This window comes from Mycobacterium sp. ZZG (assembly GCF_054786995.1).
The window spans coordinates 98,700-117,415 of the sequence record NZ_JBTBFV010000008.1 but is presented as its reverse complement, the minus strand read 5'-3'; the positions used below and the strand labels follow the sequence as shown (position 1 = coordinate 117,415).

The 18,716-nt window shown below is 67.8% G+C and carries 16 protein-coding genes; 7 read left to right on the top strand and 9 right to left on the bottom strand.

Translation table 11 applies throughout. From position 1 onward, the window contains the following. Window positions 1–2 precede the first annotated feature (2 nt). The 3 genes from ACXMYJ_RS07610 to prfB are packed head-to-tail and all read right to left on the bottom strand — an operon-like array spanning window position 3 to window position 2,585. On the bottom strand, window positions 3–509 hold the full coding sequence (locus ACXMYJ_RS07610; RefSeq protein WP_460355091.1) for a hypothetical protein: 507 nt from the start codon (window positions 507–509) through the stop codon (window positions 3–5). Beyond that, a complete protein-coding gene (locus ACXMYJ_RS07605) occupies window positions 506–1,480 on the bottom strand; it encodes a mechanosensitive ion channel family protein (protein ID WP_260751175.1) in 975 nt (324 codons plus the stop codon). Before ACXMYJ_RS07605 ends, ACXMYJ_RS07610 begins: the two co-directional genes overlap by 4 nt. Further along, window positions 1,470–2,585 (bottom strand): peptide chain release factor 2, encoded by a 1,116-nt coding sequence (gene prfB / locus ACXMYJ_RS07600; RefSeq protein ID WP_260751174.1) that lies wholly within the window; start codon window positions 2,583–2,585, stop codon window positions 1,470–1,472. Before prfB ends, ACXMYJ_RS07605 begins: the two co-directional genes overlap by 11 nt. Before the next feature lie 198 nt (window positions 2,586–2,783). On the opposite strand from prfB, the gene ACXMYJ_RS07595 reads away from it, so the two are divergent. Then, window positions 2,784–4,160, top strand: coding sequence for an FAD-dependent oxidoreductase (locus ACXMYJ_RS07595; RefSeq protein WP_313901304.1), 1,377 nt, complete (start codon window positions 2,784–2,786; stop codon window positions 4,158–4,160). A gap of 48 nt (window positions 4,161–4,208) precedes the next feature. On the opposite strand, the gene ACXMYJ_RS07590 is transcribed toward ACXMYJ_RS07595, so the two are convergent. Beyond that, a complete protein-coding gene (locus ACXMYJ_RS07590) occupies window positions 4,209–4,571 on the bottom strand; it encodes a hypothetical protein (RefSeq protein ID WP_260751173.1) in 363 nt (120 codons plus the stop codon). Between the two features lie 23 nt (window positions 4,572–4,594). Between ACXMYJ_RS07590 and hisN the strand changes: the two genes are divergently transcribed. From hisN to ACXMYJ_RS07575, 3 genes are all read left to right on the top strand, one after another. Then, the gene (gene hisN / locus ACXMYJ_RS07585; protein ID WP_260751172.1) at window positions 4,595–5,374 is read left to right on the top strand and encodes a histidinol-phosphatase; all 780 of its coding nucleotides are present in this window, start codon (window positions 4,595–4,597) and stop codon (window positions 5,372–5,374) included. Between the two features lie 126 nt (window positions 5,375–5,500). Beyond that, complete coding sequence (locus ACXMYJ_RS07580; protein WP_260751171.1) at window positions 5,501–6,895, top strand: acyl-CoA dehydrogenase family protein; 1,395 nt, start codon at window positions 5,501–5,503, stop codon at window positions 6,893–6,895. A 30-nt stretch (window positions 6,896–6,925) separates the two neighbouring features. Next, a complete protein-coding gene (locus ACXMYJ_RS07575; protein WP_260751170.1) occupies window positions 6,926–8,143 on the top strand; it encodes an acyl-CoA dehydrogenase family protein in 1,218 nt (405 codons plus the stop codon). Here ACXMYJ_RS07575 and ACXMYJ_RS07570 read toward each other — a convergent pair. The 4 genes from ACXMYJ_RS07570 to ACXMYJ_RS07555 form a co-directional block, all read right to left on the bottom strand. Next, a complete protein-coding gene (locus ACXMYJ_RS07570; RefSeq protein ID WP_460355084.1) occupies window positions 8,111–9,355 on the bottom strand; it encodes a glycosyltransferase in 1,245 nt (414 codons plus the stop codon). The genes ACXMYJ_RS07575 and ACXMYJ_RS07570 overlap by 33 nt on opposite strands. Beyond that, a complete protein-coding gene (locus tag ACXMYJ_RS07565; RefSeq protein ID WP_460355081.1) occupies window positions 9,355–12,537 on the bottom strand; it encodes an adenylate/guanylate cyclase domain-containing protein in 3,183 nt (1,060 codons plus the stop codon). The genes ACXMYJ_RS07570 and ACXMYJ_RS07565 overlap by 1 nt, the downstream gene beginning before the upstream one ends. Before the next feature lie 98 nt (window positions 12,538–12,635). Continuing rightward, window positions 12,636–13,634 (bottom strand): MDR family oxidoreductase, encoded by a 999-nt coding sequence (locus ACXMYJ_RS07560; RefSeq protein WP_260751167.1) that lies wholly within the window; start codon window positions 13,632–13,634, stop codon window positions 12,636–12,638. 81 nt (window positions 13,635–13,715) lie between these two features. Then, a complete protein-coding gene (locus ACXMYJ_RS07555; protein ID WP_260751166.1) occupies window positions 13,716–14,693 on the bottom strand; it encodes an esterase family protein in 978 nt (325 codons plus the stop codon). Between the two features lie 379 nt (window positions 14,694–15,072). Here ACXMYJ_RS07555 and ACXMYJ_RS07550 point away from each other — a divergent pair, with 379 nt between their 5' ends. The 3 genes from ACXMYJ_RS07550 to ACXMYJ_RS07540 are packed head-to-tail and all read left to right on the top strand — an operon-like array spanning window position 15,073 to window position 17,244. Next, complete coding sequence (locus tag ACXMYJ_RS07550; protein ID WP_460355079.1) at window positions 15,073–15,636, top strand: TetR/AcrR family transcriptional regulator; 564 nt, start codon at window positions 15,073–15,075, stop codon at window positions 15,634–15,636. A 35-nt stretch (window positions 15,637–15,671) separates the two neighbouring features. Beyond that, window positions 15,672–16,838 carry an acyl-CoA dehydrogenase family protein gene (locus tag ACXMYJ_RS07545; protein WP_443189342.1) on the top strand — a complete coding sequence of 389 codons (1,167 nt, stop codon included), beginning with the start codon at window positions 15,672–15,674 and terminating at the stop codon, window positions 16,836–16,838. Between the two features lie 16 nt (window positions 16,839–16,854). After that, on the top strand, window positions 16,855–17,244 hold the full coding sequence (locus ACXMYJ_RS07540) for a nitroreductase family deazaflavin-dependent oxidoreductase (protein WP_260751163.1): 390 nt from the start codon (window positions 16,855–16,857) through the stop codon (window positions 17,242–17,244). A 44-nt stretch (window positions 17,245–17,288) separates the two neighbouring features. Here ACXMYJ_RS07540 and ACXMYJ_RS07535 read toward each other — a convergent pair whose 3' ends face one another. Continuing rightward, the gene (locus ACXMYJ_RS07535; RefSeq protein WP_460355076.1) at window positions 17,289–18,680 is read right to left on the bottom strand and encodes an HNH endonuclease signature motif containing protein; all 1,392 of its coding nucleotides are present in this window, start codon (window positions 18,678–18,680) and stop codon (window positions 17,289–17,291) included. Between the last annotated feature and the right edge of the window lie 36 nt (window positions 18,681–18,716).

Here is an 18,716-nt window from a genome sequence, read left to right as displayed (position 1 = left end):
ACCTAGGGCAGTGGCGGCACCGGCGGCGCCTGGCCGGGCGGGGTGATGGTGGTGGGCGGCACCGCCGACGGCGCCTGCGTGAACGTCTGCGGGCTCAGCGGCCCCGGGCCGTCGGGATCGATGACCGTCGTCGTCGGGCCGAACGGCACCACCGGGCCGATCGGACCCGGGGTGGTGGTGTCCGTCGGTTCCGGTGTGGGGGTCGGTGTCGGCGTCGTGGTCGTCGTCGTCGTGGTCGTCGTGGTGCGCGTCGTGAGTTCAGGTTCGCGGGGCGCGACGTTGGTGCGCGGCACCCAGGTGTAGTTCGGGTCGGGTACGAACCCGGGCGGGACCACCTGGTTGGCCGGCGGCGACGGAGCGGGAGGCTCGAAGTTCTCGTACACCCAGTACAGCGCGATGAACGCGACGATCAGACCGAAGGTGGACAGCCGCATCCGCCGTCCGAACAGATAGGCGCGCGAATGGCGGTCGGGTCTGCGCCAGCTCTGCAGGGACGCCGGGAGCCTCATGACTTCTGCTCCGATCGCCCGGCAGTGGCGGCTTCACTGCCCACCGTGTCGCCGCTGGCACTGATATTGCTCACCGTCGGAGTGTGATCCTGCGTGGCGATCCCCGCGCCGGCCAGCGCCGCGATGATCAGGATCCGCAACCGGCGACCGACCTCGAACTGCTTGCCGGGCAGCGTCCGGGCGACCATGCGCAGATTCACCGTGTCGACCTGGATGCTCTCCACGCCCATCAGCTGGGGCGTGTCCAGCAGCAGCGCACGCAGCTCGGGGTCCTGCATCGCCCGCTCCCCGACGCGGTGCAGCACCTCGTTGACGCTGTTGAGGTCCACCGAGGTGGGCACCGGGATGTCGACCACCGCGCGCGCCCAGTCCTTGGACATGTTCAACGATTGGACGATGTTGCCGTTGGGGACGGTGAACACCTCCCCCTCGCTGGTACGCAGTTTGGTCACCCGGAGCGTGACCTCTTCGACGGTGCCCTGGGCCGGTTCGGGCGCGCCGACCACGTTCAGCTGCACCAGGTCGCCGAAGCCGTACTGACGTTCGGTGATGATGAAGAACCCGGCCAGCAGATCCTGCACCAGCTTCTGAGCGCCGAAGCCGAGAGCGGCGCCGATCACGGCCGCCGGTGCGACCAGTGACCCGACGGGTATCGCGAGGATGTCGGTGATCTGCACGGCCACCATCACGAACAGCAGCGCCACCGACACCCAGGAGATCACCGAGGCCACCGCCTGGCGGTGCTTGGCGCTCTCGGTGCGGACCAGCTGATCGCTCTCCCGGTACTGGGCGTCGATGCGGCGGGTGATGCGTTGTGCGGACCAGTTGATGAACCTGGCGGCCAGCAGGCCGCCGATCAACAGCAGCGCGATCGGCACACCCCGGGCCAGAATCCAGACACCGGTGTCGCCTTCCCAGAACCCGTGCCAGGTGCCGGAGAGGTCGAGGGCGAGGAGTCGATCAGTCGTCATCTTTTTGGTGACGCCAGCGGATGCCGGCCTCCAGGAAGCCGTCGATGTCTCCGTCGAGCACCGCGGCCGGGTTTCCGACCTCATACTCGGTGCGCAGGTCCTTGACCATCTGGTACGGGTGCAACACGTAGGAGCGCATCTGGTTGCCCCACGAGCTGCCGCCGTCGCCCTTGAGCGCGTCGAGCTCGGCCCGCTCGTCCTGACGTTTGCGCTCCAGCAGTTTGGCCTGCAGCACCCGCATCGCGGCGACCTTGTTCTGCAGCTGCGACTTCTCGTTCTGGCAGGTGACGACGATGCCGGTCGGCAGGTGTGTCAGCCGGACCGCCGAGTCGGTGGTGTTCACCGACTGTCCGCCCGGGCCGCTGGAGCGGTACACGTCGACGCGCAGGTCGGTCTCCGGGATGTCGATGTGGTCGGTGGTCTCGACCACCGGCAGCACCTCGACGTCGGCGAACGACGTCTGCCGGCGGCTCTGGTTGTCGAACGGGCTGATCCGCACCAGCCGGTGGGTGCCCTGCTCCACCGACAGGGTGCCGTAGGCGAACGGGGCGTGCACCGCGAAGGTGGCGCTCTTGATGCCGGCCTCTTCGGCGTAGGAGGTGTCGAACACCTCGACCGGATAGTTGCGCTGCTCGGCCCAGCGGATGTACATCCGCATCAGCATCTCGGCCCAGTCGGCGGCGTCCACGCCACCGGCGCCGGACCGGATCGTCACCACGGCCTCGCGTTCGTCGTACTCCCCGGACAGCAGGGTCCGGACCTCCATGGCCTCGATGTCCTCGCGGAGCTTCTTCAGTTCGGCGTCCGCCTCGACGGTGGCGTTGTCGGCGTCGCTGCCCTCCTCTTCGGAGGCGAGCTCGTAGAGCACCGGCAGATCCTCGAGACGGCTGCGCAGTTCCTCGACCCGGCGGAGTTCGTTCTGCGCGTGGGACAGATCGCTGGTCACCTTCTGCGCGCGGGTCTGGTCGTCCCACAGCTGGGGATCGGAGGCGTCCTTCTCCAGCTGTTCGATGCGCCCGCGAAGCCCGTCGACGTCGACGACACGCTCCACCGTGGTCAGGGTGGCGTCGAGGGCGGCGATGTCGGCTTGGCGGTCGGGATCCACGGAACAACAGGTTACTCACTCCCCCGCCGGCGGCGGTCGTCGCAGCCCGGCGGGCGATCGGCGACCGATTTCACCGCCACCATCCCGGAATGCCGTCCACGGAGATGCGCGCGATCTAGCATCGGGGTCGGAACCTCCGTCCGGCCACGTCGCGACAGCCCCTTGCGCGCGGCCGGGTAGCGACAGAAGGCAGCCCATATGCCCCCTTTGCGGCCCTACTACGTGGCCGTCGTCGGCGCCGGACCCTCCGGGTACTTCGCCGCGGCGTCCCTGCTCAAGTACGGCGGGTCCGGTGAGAACCGCGACGTCCGAGTCGACATGCTGGAAATGCTGCCGACGCCGTGGGGACTGGTGCGGTCCGGGGTCGCCCCGGACCACCCCAAAATCAAGTCGATCAGCGCCCAGTTCGAGAAGACGTCGCTGGACCCGCGATTCCGGTTCTTCGGAAACATCGTCGTCGGCGATCACGTGCACCCCGCTGAGCTGGCCGAGCGCTACGACGCGGTGATCTACGCGACCGGTGCGCAATCCGACCGCGCGCTCGGGATCCCCGGTGAGGACCTGCCCGGCAGCGTCGCCGCGGTGGACTTCGTCGGCTGGTACAACGCCCACCCCCATTTCGTGGAGATGACACCGGATGTGTCGGGTGGCCGTGCGGTGGTGGTGGGCAACGGCAACGTCGCTATCGACGTGGCCCGGATCCTGGTCAGTGACCCCGACCTGCTGGCCGAGACCGACATCGCCGATCACGCGCTGGAGTCGTTGCGACCCCGCGGTGTCGAAGAGGTGCTGATCATCGGCCGGCGCGGTCCGCTGCAGGCGCCTTTCACCACGCTGGAGCTGCGCGAGCTCGGGGACCTGGAAGCGCTCGGTGACGTCGACATCGTGATCGACCCCGACGATTTCGCCGACATCACCGACGAGGATCTCGAAGCCGCCGGGAAGACGGTGCGCAACAACATCAAGGTGCTGCGCGGATATGCCGAAGCGACACCGAAGGGTGCGCGGCGCCGGATCGTGTTCCGGTTCAAGACCTCACCGATCGAGATCAAGGGCGACGGCAGGGTGGAGTCGATCGTGCTGGGCCGCAACGAACTGATCAGCGGCCCCGACGGGCGGGTGACGGCAAAGGACACCGGCGAGCGCGAGGAGGTGCCGGCGCAGCTGGTGGTGCGGGCCGTCGGATACCGCGGGTTGCCGACGCCCGGTCTCCCGTTCGACGAGCGGGCGGGCACGATTCCGCACACCGACGGCCGGATCGACGGGAGCCGCAATGAATACGTGGTGGGCTGGATCAAACGCGGGCCCACCGGCGTCATCGGCAGCAACAAGAAGGACTCCGCCGACACCGTCGAGACGCTGCTGGCCGATCTGGCGGACGCCGAACTCGCGGAGTTCCAGCCCGATCACCTCGATACCGTGCAGCGCTGGCTGCTGGAGCGTCAGCCGAAGCTGGTGACCACCGATCACTGGAAGTTGATCGACGAGCACGAACGGACCGCGGGTCAGGGCTCGGGACGGCCGCGGGTCAAGCTGACCAGCGTCGAGGAGCTGCTCCGCATCGGGCACGGCTGACGTCGACGCGCGCGAGGCACGGGGCGGTGAGGAGTCGGCCCGGCCGAATCAGTGCGGCGGCGGTGGCGGATCGGTCGGCGGCAGCGGCTCTGGACGTGTCCCGAACGCCCACTTCTCCGGGTTGCCCGGCGAGTACATGACGTCGATCAGCTGACCCATGGTGGGCCAGTTGTCGACGTCGGACGTCATCCGCGTGTACACGGTGTACTCGTTGACCGTCGGGCCGTTGATCACCCCGGTGATCGTGACGAACTGCTCGCCCGTGACCCCGTCCGGGCGTGGGCTGACCCCGGTGACCAGCAGCGTGCCGGGCACCCAGTCGTTGCCGACGCCCCGCCGTCGCGCGAGCAAGGGTCTCGCCAGAAGCACCAGCGCACCGACCAGCAGCAGGATCATCGCGAATTCGAACACACGGCCATGGTAGGACGGCACCTATGAGCACCCTGGCGGACGACCTGACCCTGGCACTGCGACTGGCCGACGAAGCGGACGCGCTGACGATGCAGCGTTTCGGCGCCGTCGACCTGAAGGTTGAGACGAAACCGGACATGACGCCGGCCACCGACGCCGACCTGGATGCCGAGAAACTGCTGCGGTCCCGACTGGCCGAGGAGCGGCCGCAGGACTCCGTGTTCGGCGAGGAGTTCGGCGGGACAAAGGAGTTGCGCGGCAGGCAGTGGGTGGTCGACCCGATCGACGGCACGAAGAACTTCGTTCGCGGCGTGCCGGTGTGGTCGACGTTGATCGCGTTGCTCGTCGACGGCGTTCCGGTCGTCGGCGTGGTCAGCGCCCCCGCTCTGGGCCGCCGGTGGTGGGCCGCGGACGGCCAGGGCGCGTACACGTCGTTCGGCGGTCAGACCCGCAGCATCTCGGTGTCCGGCGTCGGCGAGCTCGACGCGGCCAGTGTGTCGTACTCCGATCTGACGACGGGCTGGGACGACAACCGCCCCCGGTTCGTCGAGTTCCTCGACGCGGTGTGGCGGGTACGCGGCTACGGCGACTTCTGGTCGTACTGCCTGGTCGCCGAGGGAGCGGTCGACGTCGCGGTGGAACCGGAGGTCAAGCTGTGGGATCTCGCGCCGCTGGACATCCTGGTGCGGGAGGCCGGCGGGCGGTTCACCGACCTGTCCGGCGCGACCGGTCCGCACGGCGGCAGCGCGCTGGCGACGAACGGACTTCTGCACGACGCGGTGCTGGCCGCCCTCACCGACTGAGGGCGCGCGGGCGTGTGAGATGCGCTACAGATCCACCGACCTTACTCAGCAGTCAGTTCCGATACCTTACTCTGGAGTCAGTTGCGCAATCGCGTATCTCCGATGATCAGACGAGGGCAGCTGACAATGACGAACACCCTGCCGACCAAACGCAACGGCCACGAAAGTGCCGTCGGACTTCAGAAGCACAAGCGGTCCATCACCGATGTCGGGTTGGCGCTGATCACCCCGATCATGGGCCAAGAGTTCCTGGACAAGTACAACCTGCGCGATCCGCTCAACCGGGGGCTGCGCTACGGGGTCAAACAGGCCTTCTCCGCCGCAGGCGCCTCGACCCGCCAGTTCAAGCGCATCCAGGGCCTCGGTAAGCCCGCGACCCGACTGGAGGCCAATCGACCCAGAGGCTCGGACTACTTCGACCTGACCCCCGACGACGACCAGAAGATGATCGTCGCGACCGTCGAGGAGTTCGCCGAGGAGATCCTGCGGCCCGCGGCGCACGACGCCGACGCCGCCGCCGGTTATCCACCGGACCTGATCTCCAGGGCCGCCGAGTTGGGCATCACGGCCATCAATGTGCCGGAGGATTTCGACGGCATCGCCGAGCACCGCTCGACGGTGACCAACGCGCTCGTCGCCGAGGCGCTGGCGTACGGCGACATGGGGCTGGCGCTGCCGATCCTGGCACCGGGCGGGGTCGCGTCGGCATTGACCCACTGGGGCAGCGCCGATCAGCAGGCGACCTACCTCAAGGAATTCGCCGGCGACAACGTGCCGCAGGCGTGCGTGGCAATCGCCGAACCGCACCCGCTGTTCGATCCGACGGCACTGAAGACCACCGCCGTCCGCACGCCGAGCGGGTACCGCCTCGACGGCGTGAAGAGCCTGGTGCCCGCTGCCGCCGACGCCGAGGTCTTCATCGTCGCCGCGCAGCTCAACGGCAAGCCGACCCTGTTCATCGTCGAGGCGTCGACGAAGGGTTTGACGGTGACGCCAGATCCGAGCATGGGCATCCGGGCCGCCGCGCTGGGCCGCGTCGAACTCAACAACGTGACCGTGCCGCTGAGCGCTCGGTTGGGCGAGCACGACGCGGAGGAGGCCGATTACGCGCACGCCTACTCCGAGGCGATCGCACTGTCGCGGCTCGGCTGGGCCGCACTGGCGGTCGGCACCTCGCACGCGGTGCTCGACTACGTCATCCCGTATGTCAAGGAGCGCACCGCATTCGGTGAGCCGATCGCGCACCGGCAGTCGGTGGCGTTCATGTGCGCCAACATCGCGATCGAGCTCGACGGCCTGCGCCTGATCACCTGGCGCGGGGCGTCGCGGGCCGAGCAAGGGTTGTCGTTCGCCCGCGAAGCCGCCCTGGCCAAGAAACTGGGCAGCGACAAGGCCATGCAGATCGGCCTCGACGGCGTCCAGTTGCTCGGCGGCCACGGCTACACCAAAGAACATCCGGTCGAACGCTGGTACCGCGATCTCCGGGCCATCGGCGTCGCCGAAGGCGTCGTCGTTCTCTGACCGAGTGTCCTCCAGGAAGGCTTGAACATCATGGCGATCAATCTGGAAATGCCGAAGAAGCTCCAGGCGGTCATCGAGAAGGGCCACCAGGGCGCCGCCGAGATGATCCGTCCCATCTCGCGCAAATACGACCTCAAGGAGCACGCGTACCCCGTCGAGCTCGACACCCTCGCCGATCTGTTCGAGGGCATCTCGGAGGCCAACACCATCTCGTTCGCGGGCACGGACGCGTTCGTAGGTGGCAGCGGCGACGACAAGAAGTCGAATATCAACGGCGCCAACATGTCTGCGTTGCTGAACGCACTGGAGATCTCCTGGGGCGACGTGGCGCTGCTGCTGTCGGTGCCGCGGCAGGGTCTGGGCAACGCGGCGATCTCGTCGGTCGCCACGCCGGAACAGCTGGAGCGCCTGGGCAAGGGCGTGTGGGCGGCCATGGCGATCACCGAACCGAGCTTCGGTTCGGATTCGGCCGCCGTGTCGACCACCGCGGTCCTCGACGGCGACGAGTACGTGATCAACGGCGAGAAGATCTTCGTCACCGCCGGCTCGCGCGCCTCCCACATCGTGGTGTGGGCGACGCTGGACAAGTCCAAGGGCCGTGCGGCGATCAAGTCGTTTATCGTGCCGCGCGAGCATCCCGGGGTGACCGTCGAGCGCCTGGAGCACAAGCTCGGTATCAAGGCCTCCGACACCGCGGTGATCCGCTTCGACAACGCCAGGATCCCGAAGGACAACCTGCTCGGCGACCCGGAGATCCATGTGGAGAAGGGTTTTGCCGGGGTCATGGAGACCTTCGACAACACTCGCCCCATCGTGGCGGCGATGGCCGTCGGCGTGGCACGCGCCGCACTGGAGGATCTGCGCAAGATCCTCACCGACGCAGGCATCGAGATCTCCTACGACAAGCCCGCGCACGCACAGAGCGCCGCGGCCGCGGAGTTCCTCCGGATGGAGGCCGAGTGGGAGTCCGGCTACCTGTTGACCGTGCGGTCGGCATGGCAGGCCGACAACCGGATCCCCAACTCGAAGGAAGCTTCGATGGGCAAGGCCAAGGCCGCCCGGGTGGCCAGCGACATCACCCTCAAGGCCGTCGAAATGGCCGGCACCACAGGATATTCCGAGCAGACGCTGCTGGAGAAGTGGGCGCGTGACTCGAAGATCCTCGATATCTTCGAGGGCACCCAGCAGATCCAGCAGCTGGTCGTGGCCAGACGTCTACTCGGGCTGACTTCGGCCGAGTTGAAGTAGGTCGCGCGCGAAGACGTCAGCCGCGCGCCGAACACCGCCCGTGGCCGCGAATCCGGCGGCGACTTCGCGTGCCCCGGCGGTCAGCGTCATCGCTTCGCGGACTTTGTCTCGCAGCCGCGGCGCCGACAGGCGGCGCCTGGGCAGCCGTGTCCCGCATCCGGCGACCTCGGCACGCCGGGCGACCTCGAACTGGTCTCGACCGAACGGCACCACGCACACCGGGATGCCGCGGGCCAACGCCCGTTGGGTGGCCCCCATGCCGCCGTGGGTGATCGCACACACCGCACGGTCGAGCACCACCGCATGGTCGACGAAGGGCAGCACCGTCGCGTTCGGGCCGCCGGGGTGATCCTCCGGTCGGCCGGCAGGCACGGTGGCCACCACGTGGACCGGCTCGTGGGCAAGCGCCGTAATGGCCGTCGACACGAGACCGGCGTCCGACTGTCGTTCCGTCGATGTCGTGACGAGCACGATCGGGCGGTCGATGGCAGCCAGCCAGTCCGGAGCGGGCGGCGATGATCCGGCGGGCACGCAGGGTCCGATCATGTGCACTTCGCCGCCCCAGTCGCCCGCATATTCGAAGGGTGTACCGCTGGCGACGAAGAGCAGCGGCGCGCGGCGCAGGAAGTCGTCCAGCGATATCACCGGGCGCACCCCGAGATCGGAGCGGATCGTGTTGATGGCCCGTAGCGCCGGCCGTTCCAGCGGCGCACTCACCGCGGTCCGGATCAGGGCGTCACGCAATCGGCCCGTCACGCCGCGCAGTGGCCGCAGACCGAGCCCGAAGGGCGGCACACCGGGCACCCGCAATGCAGGTGTGAACGGCGAGAAGCAGGCCCACGCGACACCGACGGCCTCGGATACCGACAGCGCACCCCAGCAGTTCACATCGACGAGCACCGCATCAGGCCGCACCTCCTCCACGGCCGTCGTGTAGTCGGCGACCTCACAGGCTGCGCGCCGCGCAAAGGCGCCGATGGAGAGCTTCAGCGCTCCAACAGGATTGGAGGCTTGCCAGTCGTCCATCTGGATGTCCTCGATGCGCGGATCGATGGGGCCGGCCTCGAAACCACTCCGCCGCGCCAGGTCGACGCCGGCCGACAGGGTGCGGACGTGAATCGAGTGTCCGCGATCTGCCAGTTCGGACAGCAGCGCAGACATCGGGATCAGATGCCCGAGAGCCGGAGAGGTGTACGCGAGGATCGTGGCCATCAGCCGCTCGCCATCGCCGCCATACGGCGCGCCTCGTCGAGCCGTCCGTCGGCCGCGATGGTCTCGCACGCCACCAGATAGCTGCGGCACAGCGCGCGGTGATCCTGCGAAAGGCCGTGTGCGGCGGCCAACAATGCCCGCACCCGCAGCGTCCAGAGATCCATGGCCGCGGTGCCCGGGGTGTGCTCGGCCCAGAAGTCGAGCAGATCGTCGGCCTCCTGGAGATCGCCGGGCCGGCCGCGCGCGATCAGCAGTTCGCACAGTGCCTCTGCTGGACCGGGGTAATGGAACAACGCCGCGTCGCGCCTGTGCAACGCGACCCGCCCGCGGAGTACCTCGATGGCTTCCTCACCGCGACCTTGACGCGCCCACTCCAGCGCCAGCTGCGGCTCGATGAGGGCCATGGCGAAGTTCTGGATCTTGTCGGTGAGAATGCCGTTCCTCGCGCGATCCAGCAGTCCGACCGCCTCCCCGCGGCGGGCCGGGTCTGTGCAGAGCAGCAGGGTGCCATAGGTCCACTGGGCGGCGATGATCCCGAACCGGTCACCGAACGACTCTGCGCGTTCGAGCGCGTCGGACATCTCGTCGACGAGATCGCGGGCCACGTGCAGGCCCATCGCCGCCAAGATTCCCCAGTACAGCAGCACCGCCGAGAAGAGCACCGGCGGCATCGCACGCGCCAACTCGGTTGCACTCCACAGCATTTCGACGCCTTGGTCGTGATTCCCCCGGCACACCTCGGTCAGTCCTGCGATCGCGTGGGCGACGGCGCGATCCACCGAAGGACGGTCGAGGCGCAGGGCGAGGCTTTTGGCCGTGATCTTCAGGGTGGCGTCGAACTCGCAATTGGCCCAGCGGGCGAACGCCATCGCGGTGAGCAGAATCTCCAGTTCGGAAGCAGGTTCATCGACGAGATGATCGACCACCTCGGCCAGTTCTGCGGCGATCGGCATTGCCTCGGGTACACGGCTGCTGTTGACGATGAAGGCCATCACCCGGCCGGCCATCGCCAGTGCCAGCGGCCTGAGGTCACCGGTGTGCAGCACGAGTTCGCGGAGATCTCCGAAGCGTTGGTCGTTCTCGGCATCGGTCCCGGTGAACAGCTCGGTCGAGATCAGCATGGCGCGTGGCGCGGTGCGCAGCTCGAGCACACCGTCCTGATCGTCGGGCAGCCGGTCGGCCACGCGCAGCGCGCTATTCCACTGGACCCTCGCCGCGACGAGATCCCTTGGGCGCAGCCAATCGGCAGCCCGCAGATGCCACCGGCACGCGTCGGCGAACGCGCCGGCCGACTCCAGATGCGTGGCGATCAGCGCGGCGTTCTCCTCCACGCCGGCGGGGTCACGGCTCTCGATCGCCGCCGCCAACCGTCGGTGGGCCTGAACCCGGGTGGCGTTGAGTTGCGAATCATAGGCCACCGTGCGGATCAAAGTATGGCGGAAGCAATACCGTTGCCGGGGAACGAATTCCGTCTGGTCAATCAGTTCCGTCGCCACCAGCTCGGCCAGTCGGGTGGCGACCGGGCCGGTCACCAGTGTCGCGAGAGCGTCCGCATCGAACCGGGGTCCGATAACCGCCGCGGCGTTGAGCACGGACTTGGTCTCCGATGGCAGCCGATCGATGCGCGCTGCCAGCACGGCGTGCACCGTGGCCGGCACCCCGATGTCAGCCGGATCGCCGACCAACCGGTAGTGGCCGCGGCCGCCGGCGAGCACTCCCCGCCCGGCCAGGTCGCGGATGATTTCCTCGACAAAGAACGGGTTTCCGCCGGCAACCCTGGCAACCTGTTCGGCCAAAGCAGTAATGGACATGTCGCGACCGAGCAGGTTACACGCCAGGTCGGTCGCGGTCGCTTCGTCCAACGGGTGCAGCGCCACCGCCAGATCCGCAGCGCGATGGAGGTTTCCGTCAAACTCCGGCCGGTAGGTGGTGACGAACATCGCCGCCGTTCCCGGTAGCGCGGCCGTGAACTCGGCGAGGACTGCATCGCTGGCCGGATCGGCCCAGTGCGCGTCCTCCAGAATGAAGACTGTCGGCCCTGCTCGTGTTCTGAGAGCCTGCGCCATGATCGCGAGCAGCCGGTGCCGCCATCCGTCCACGCCCACCTGCGGCGGCGGTGAGGAGACGTCGGCGACACCCATGGCCTCGAACAGGATCTGGGCGTCCGTGGACGCGACGTCCTGCAAACGGGCGCCAGCCGCGGCGCGACGACGTGCGGGTTCTGCGCTCAGCCCCTCGACGGCGAACATCGCGCGCAGGAACCGCGACAGCGCGCGAAACGCGACGGGCCTCGCGTGGGCGTCACAGCGGGCGACGACCACGTCCACTCCCCGACGTGCGGCTTCGGTACCGAATTCGTCGACCAGCCGGCTCTTCCCCACCCCCGGCGCGCCGACGACGGCGACCACCGGGCTCGACCGCGAGTCGAGCGCTCGGTGCAGCTCGGCCAATTCGGCGGTGCGACCGAACAGCAGGCCCTCGTTGCGGCCGATCACCATCCGCTCGGGTTCGACGGCCAGCACCCGGCGCCCGGGAACCGGCCGGTCGGCTCCTTTGACGTCGACGTGCACGACCCGCCCCAACCGGACGGAGCGCTCGACGAGGGCGGCCGTGGTCAGCGAGCACAACACCGTACCCGCGCGGGCTGCGGATTCCATGCGCTGCGCCATGCCCACCGCATGGCCGACTGCGGTGTAACTCCTTGGGCCCGTGCCGATCTCGCCGACAATCACATCACCGGTGTTGAGTCCGACACGCAACTGCAGCGCCACACCGTCGCGTCGGTGTAGGTCATCGGCCAGTTGCCGGGCGACAGACTGGATCTCCAGCGCGGCGATGCAGGCCCGCAAGGCGTGGTCCTCGAGAGCTATCGGAGCACCGAACAGGGCCATCAGCCCGTCCCCGGTGAACTTGTCGATGGTGCCCTGATAGCGCTGCACCACCGCCGCGCAACGGTTGAAGAGATCGTCCATGATCTCTCTGAGACGCTCGGCGTCCAGTGCCGCGGCCAGCTTCATCGAGCCGACGACGTCGGCGAACAGCACGGTGACCTGCTTGTGCTCACCATTGATCCGCCGATTCTGGACCGGTGCACCGCACAGGTCGCAGAAGCGCGACCTCGCCCGCAGGTCGTTGCCACACGACCCGCAACACGCAGTGCTCTCAGTTACCGGGCTGGCCATCCCCTGCCGTCTCCGTGAAGGTATCGCTCATGATGGCGCATATCCTCACGCGGAGCGAGCGGATTGACTCCATGGCCCGCCGCGGACGCGGAGCCGGATCAGAACCCGTCGTGGACGACCACCCGTGTCCGTCCGGTCACTCCACCTCCGATAATCGCCTTCAGCACGTCAGCGACCTGACGGATCGGCACATCGCGGGTGAGGCGAGCCAGATGACGTGGTGTCAACTCCGATTCGATCTGCGCCCAGATCTCCCGGCGCTTCTCGATCGGCAGTAGCACGGAGTCGATTCCGGCCAGCGTCACCCCGCGCAGGATGAACGGCATCACCGTGGTCGGCAGGTCCGCGGATCCGGCCAGCCCGGAGATCGCGGCGACGCCGCCGTATCGCAACGTGCTGAGCGCGTAGGCCAACGTGGGCCCCCCGACGCAGTCGACGACGGCGGCCCAGTGCGCCTTCCCGAGGGCCCGGACCTTCTCGTCCGGGCCGGGAACGCGGTCGATCACCTCGGCGGCGCCGAGGTCACGCAGCAGGTCATGGGCGTCGGACTTGCCGGTGGATGCCACCACTTCGTAGCCCAGCCGGGCCAGCAGGTCCACGCTGACACTGCCGACTCCCCCCGTCGCACCGGTTACCAGCACCGGTCCGTCGGACGGGCCGATCCCGTGCGCGCGAACGGCGTTGACACTCATCGCCGCAGTGAATCCGGCGGTGCCGACGGCCGCGGCGTCGGCGGTGCTCAAGGACGACAGCTTGACCAGGTAGTCGGCCGGATAGCGGGCGGTCTGCGCATAGCCACCGTGCCGGCCCGTGCCGATGTCCTGACCGTGGGCGATCACGCGATCGCCCACGGCGAATTCCGGGGACGTGCTCGCGGTGACGGTGCCCGCGACGTCGATGCCCGGGATCAGCGGATACGAGCGGGCGACACCGCCTTTGGGCGTGACGGCCAGGGCGTCCTTGTAGTTGACGCTGGAGTACTCGACGTGGATGTCGACCTCCCCGTCGGGCAGGAAGGACTTGTCGACGACCTCGTGCCGTAGAACGATGCCGCCCTCGGCGTCCTGGTGCGCCACCATCGCGTTGATTTCCGTCATGACGGCCACAGTAACCAGTGGCCTCAGACCAACGAAGCCCCCGACCCATCCGGGCCGGGGGCTTCGTCACTGCGTTCTACGTCAGAGGAGGTGCGCCTGCAGGTCAGGCTTCATGGCCTGCAGCTCGCGGCCCCAGTACGCCCAGTTGTGCGTGCCGTTGGGCGGGAAGTTGAACACACCGTTCTTGCCGCCCGCGGCGATGTAGTTGTCGCGGAAGGTCTCGTTGGTACGGATGGTCAGGCCTTCGAGGAAGGTGGCGGGCAGGTCGCCGCCGCCGAGCTCGTTGGGCTGGCCGTTGCCGCAGTAGACCCAGATGCGGGTGTTGTTGGCGACCAGGGTCGGGATGTTGACCATTGGGTCGTTGCGCTTCCAGCCGCTGTTCGGGTCCTGGGTCTTGCCCCACATGTCGTCGGCCTTGAAGCCGCCGGCGTCACCCATCGAGATGTTGATCAGGAAGGGCCACCAGCCCTCGGAGGGGTTCAGGAAGCCGGACATCGAGCCCGCGTAGATGAACTGCTCCGGGTGCCAGGTCGCCAGGTTCAGCGCGGCTGAGCCGGCCATCGACAGACCGACCGCGGCGCTGCCGGTGGGCTTGACCGCGCGATTGGCCTGCAGCCACTGCGGGAGCTCCTGGGTCAGGAAGGTCTCCCACTTGTAGGTCACGGTCGGGCCCTTGTTACGGGCGGGCGCGTACCAGTCGGTGTAGAAGCTGGACTGGCCGCCGACTGGCATGACCACCGAGATACCACTGTCGAGGTACCACTCGAAGGCCTGGGTGTTGATGTCCCAGCCGTTGAAGTCCTCCTGAGCGCGCAGGCCGTCGAGCAGGTAGAGCGCTGGGGAGTTCTCGCCGCCGCTCTGGAACTGGATCTTGATGTCGCGTCCCATCGACGGAGACGGCACCATCAGATACTCGACCGGCAGACCTGGCCGGGAGAATGCTCCGGCGGTCGCCGACCCTCCGGTGAGGCCGACCAAAGCGGGCATCATCGCTGTCGCGATAGCCACGACACCGAACCGGCGCGCCCAGGGCCCACGAATCCTGTCAAGAAGTCTCATACCGTCAATCCATCCATCTTCCGGTACCGCGTTGCGCGGCCTGTCTGCGTTTTCCCAGTTCGACTTAGACGCCACCGACACCACAGCGATGTCTCCACCGCGCTGTCTCACCTCTCCGGAACTGCCAACGGGCGACGGAGTGGACCGAGAAAACTTCAGTTGTAGCGGTTGCAGTAAAGCATGTGACCACGACCTGAGAAAGTCCGGCCACGCCGAATAGCGCATGTTGGTGCGTGAAGGCGAATCTTACGACGGCGAAGATCACCGTCGCGACGTGGGGGAACACACCGCGCCGTCGAGCCAGGAAACGAATCTGCGGGGCGCACCCACCAACGGAGCGACGGCGATCACATTTCGGCGATTCACTAGGCTCCCCGGGATGGCGAAGCGCCGCGAAAGTGCAGGCAGGCTGACAGCCGAGGATTGGATACACGCCGGTTACGCGGTCCTCGCCGACGACGGGCGCGCAGCGCTCAAACTCGACCGTCTTTGCGCGCGCCTTGGCGTCACCAAGGGCAGCTTCTACTGGCATTTCCCCGACATGGCCGCATTCCGTGCCGCGCTGGTGCAGTCCTGGGCACAGCTGTACGATCGCGACCGCCGCGATTTCGATCAGCTGGGACACCTCGACCCTCGACAACGCCTCAACCAGATGATGACCTCGCTTTTGGGTGAGCGGCAGTGGGCACTGGAACGCGCGATGCGGGAGTGGGCCCGCACCGACCCCGTCGTCGCCGAGAGCGTGCAGCACGCTGACCGCCTGGTGGTCGCCGCGGTCCGGCAGGCGTTCCTCGACGCCGGGTTCGACAGCGACGAGGCCGACATGCGGGCGCAGGCCACCTTCGCGGCGGGTATCGGGTTTCTTCATCTGGCCGTCACGCCTCCGGAATCGCGCACCGCGGCTCAGCGGGAGCGCTTCCTGGACCTGATGCTGTCCCGCTGACCCTTACATACCAAAAGGTATGGTAATTTCCGCGCATGCCTGGCGCCTCGACCGTCTCCCCTGACTTCATCGACCGGCTCGCCGCACGCGCGGCCGAAGCGGAGCGCCTGCGCACGTTGCCGGCCGACACCGTTGCCGACGCGACGGATTCCGGGTTTATCGACCTACTGGCGCCCGCGCGATTCGGCGGGATGCAGGCGCGGTTCCCGGACATCCTCGACCCGGTCCGCCGGATGGCCCACGGCTGCGCGTCGAGTGCGTGGACGCTGGGCTTCTATGCCCTGCACAACTGGATGCTCGCGTTGTTCGGCGAACAGGCACAGAGCGAGGCGTTTGCGACGCGTCCGTTCCTGGCCCCGGCGCCACTGGCACCTACCGGCCGCGGAGTCGGCTGCGACGGTGGGATGCGGCTGACCGGCCGCTGGTCATGGGCGACGGGTGTGATGCACGGCAACTGGATCATGGTGGGCGCGCTGTTCGCACGGGTGGCCGGCGACCCAGCCACGATCCATCCGGTACTGGCACTGCTCCCCATCCAGGACGTCCGCATCGAGGACGTCTGGCACACCGACGGCATGCGGGCCACCGGATCCCACGACGTGGTGATCGACGACGCCTTCGTACCGGCGCACCGACTCGTCGAGGTGTCCGACATCTATACCGGTACCGCCCCGGGGGCGGCTCTGCACGACGCCGACACGTATCGCTGGCCGATGGTGCCGGCGTTGGCGCTGCTGGCGGCGATGCCCGCGCTGGGCAGCGCCGAACGCGCCACCGAAATCTACGGCGAGCGCCTCTCACAGAGGTTCCTCGCCTACGAGGGCGTCACGCAGAAGGACAAGCCGGTGGCAGCCATGCATCTGGGCGAGGCGCACGTCCGACTTCGGGCGCTGAGAAGTTTGTTGGCCGACACCGTCGGCGAGATCGAAGCGATCGTGGCGGCGGGCGACCCGGTGGACCGACCGGTGCGCGGTCAGGCCAGGCTGGCGGCGGCACATATCGTGCACGAGTCGTGCGCGATCATCGGCACTCTGCTCGCCGCGTCCGGCGCCAGCGCCCACTTCCTCGACAATCCGCTGCAACGCATCAAACGGGATGTCGACGTGATCGTCGGCCATGTCATCTTCGATTACGACACCAGCCGCGAGCTTGCCGGTGCCCTCACAATGGGAGGGAAGATTCCGCGCACCGCGATGGTGTGAGCCCGGGGAGGTTTCGATGGTCGACACGCTGCGTGACCGCGTCACCAAGTTCTTCCAGAAGAACGTCGCCAATCGGGTCATGCGGCACATGCCGTTTCAAACGCTGTTGGAGACGACCGGGCGAAAATCCGGCCAGCCCCGCTCGACCCCGCTGGGCGGGCGCCGCATCAAGGACAGCTTCTGGTTCGTCTCCGAGTTCGGCGACAAGTCCGACTACATCCGCAACATCAAGGCCGATCCCAACGTCCGGGTGCGGCTCAACGGACGCTGGCATCGCGGCACGGCGCATCTGCTGCCCGAGGACGATGCCCGGGAGCGGATGCGCACACTGCCGCAGTACAACAATGTCGGCGTGCGCACCTTCGGAACCAATCTGCTCACCGTGCGGGTCGACCTCATCGATTGATCAGCGACAGCTTTCACGTCGCCAAATTCCACGGCCGGATTCGGTCACGTTCTTTGGTCGTCTTCGTCGTCTTCGTCGTCTTCGTCGTCTTCGTTGTCTGCGAGTAGGTGGTGTTCGGGGTGGTGGTAGCCATTGACCAGCTGCGTGCGGTGTTGGCCGGCGTCGAGCCCTGGTGGTGGGTGCCATTCGGTCTGGTTCTTGGCGTTTTTGGTGGTGGTCCAGCCGGTGTTCTCGATCATGCGGTTGTGCGGTCCGCAGGCCAGGGTGAGGTCGTCGATGTTGGTCTGGCCGTCGTTTTTCCAGTCCGCGGCCGCGTGGTGGACCTGGCACCAGTACCCCGGGACGGTGCAGCCGGGCCGGGTGCAGCCCCGGTCGCGGGCGTGCAGGACGATCCGCTGGGCGGCGTTGGCCAGCCGTTGGGCCCGGCCGAGGTAGAGGCTTTGACCGGTGTGTTCGTCGAAGACGTACAGGTAGTGGTGGGCGCGGGCGGCCATCCGGATCAGATCGGGCATCGGCAGCAGCGAGCCGCCGCCGGTGACCGCCACCCCGGCACGTCTTTCCAGCTCCTGCAAGCTGGTCGAGACGATCACGCTGACCGGTAATCCGTTGTGGCTGAGTGTCCCGGATTCCAGGGTGCGGCGCAGCAGGGCTTTGAGGCCGTCGTGATTGCGCTGCCCTTCGGTGCGGGTATCGCCACACGCGGTCTCCGGTGCCCCATCCTCGCCCGGCTCGGGGGCGGGCATGTTGGCCCCGGGGGCGGCCTCTTTGGCCAGGGTGGCCTCCAGGTAGGCGCCCAGTTCGGCGTCGAGGTAGCCGCTGATCTTGCGAAACCCGTCACGCTGCTGCTTGCCGACCTTGACCCACCGTTTCCGGGCCACCTCGTCGTCGGCGGGTTCGGGGCCGTCCTGATCGATCATCATCAATAACCGCCCCGCGGCCGCATCGAGCTCGTCAGGGCCCAGACCCGAGCCCAGGGCGGCCAGCTGGGCATCGGCGGCGGCGCGGGTGTCCACATCCACCCACGCGGGCAGCTTCTGGTGAAACCTCGCGATCACCGTGATGTGCTCCTCATCCAGCAAGCCCTGAGCCTGGGCGGCGGCGGTGGCTTCCCACACCGGCGCAAGAGGCTGGCCCGTCATCGCCCGCCGCGGCCCCAGCATTTTGGCCCGTCGCAACCGCCGCCCCGCTTCGGCGCCACTGACCCGCAGCGCGGTGGTCAGCACGCCCTTCCACGACGATTCCCCGAGCCGGTGCGGCTCGGTCTCCTCGATCAACCGGGCCAACACCTTGTGCTCGAGGGCCGGCACGCTGCGCAGCACCGTGGTCAGCTCGGCCAGCAGCCCGACCAACTCGTGGTGCGAGAGCTCGTCGGCAGCTTTGGACAGCACACCGATCTGCTCGACGATCGCCCCCACCGCCTCCGACACCAACTCCATACATCGAACACTAGTGCGAACCACCGACAAGTCCAG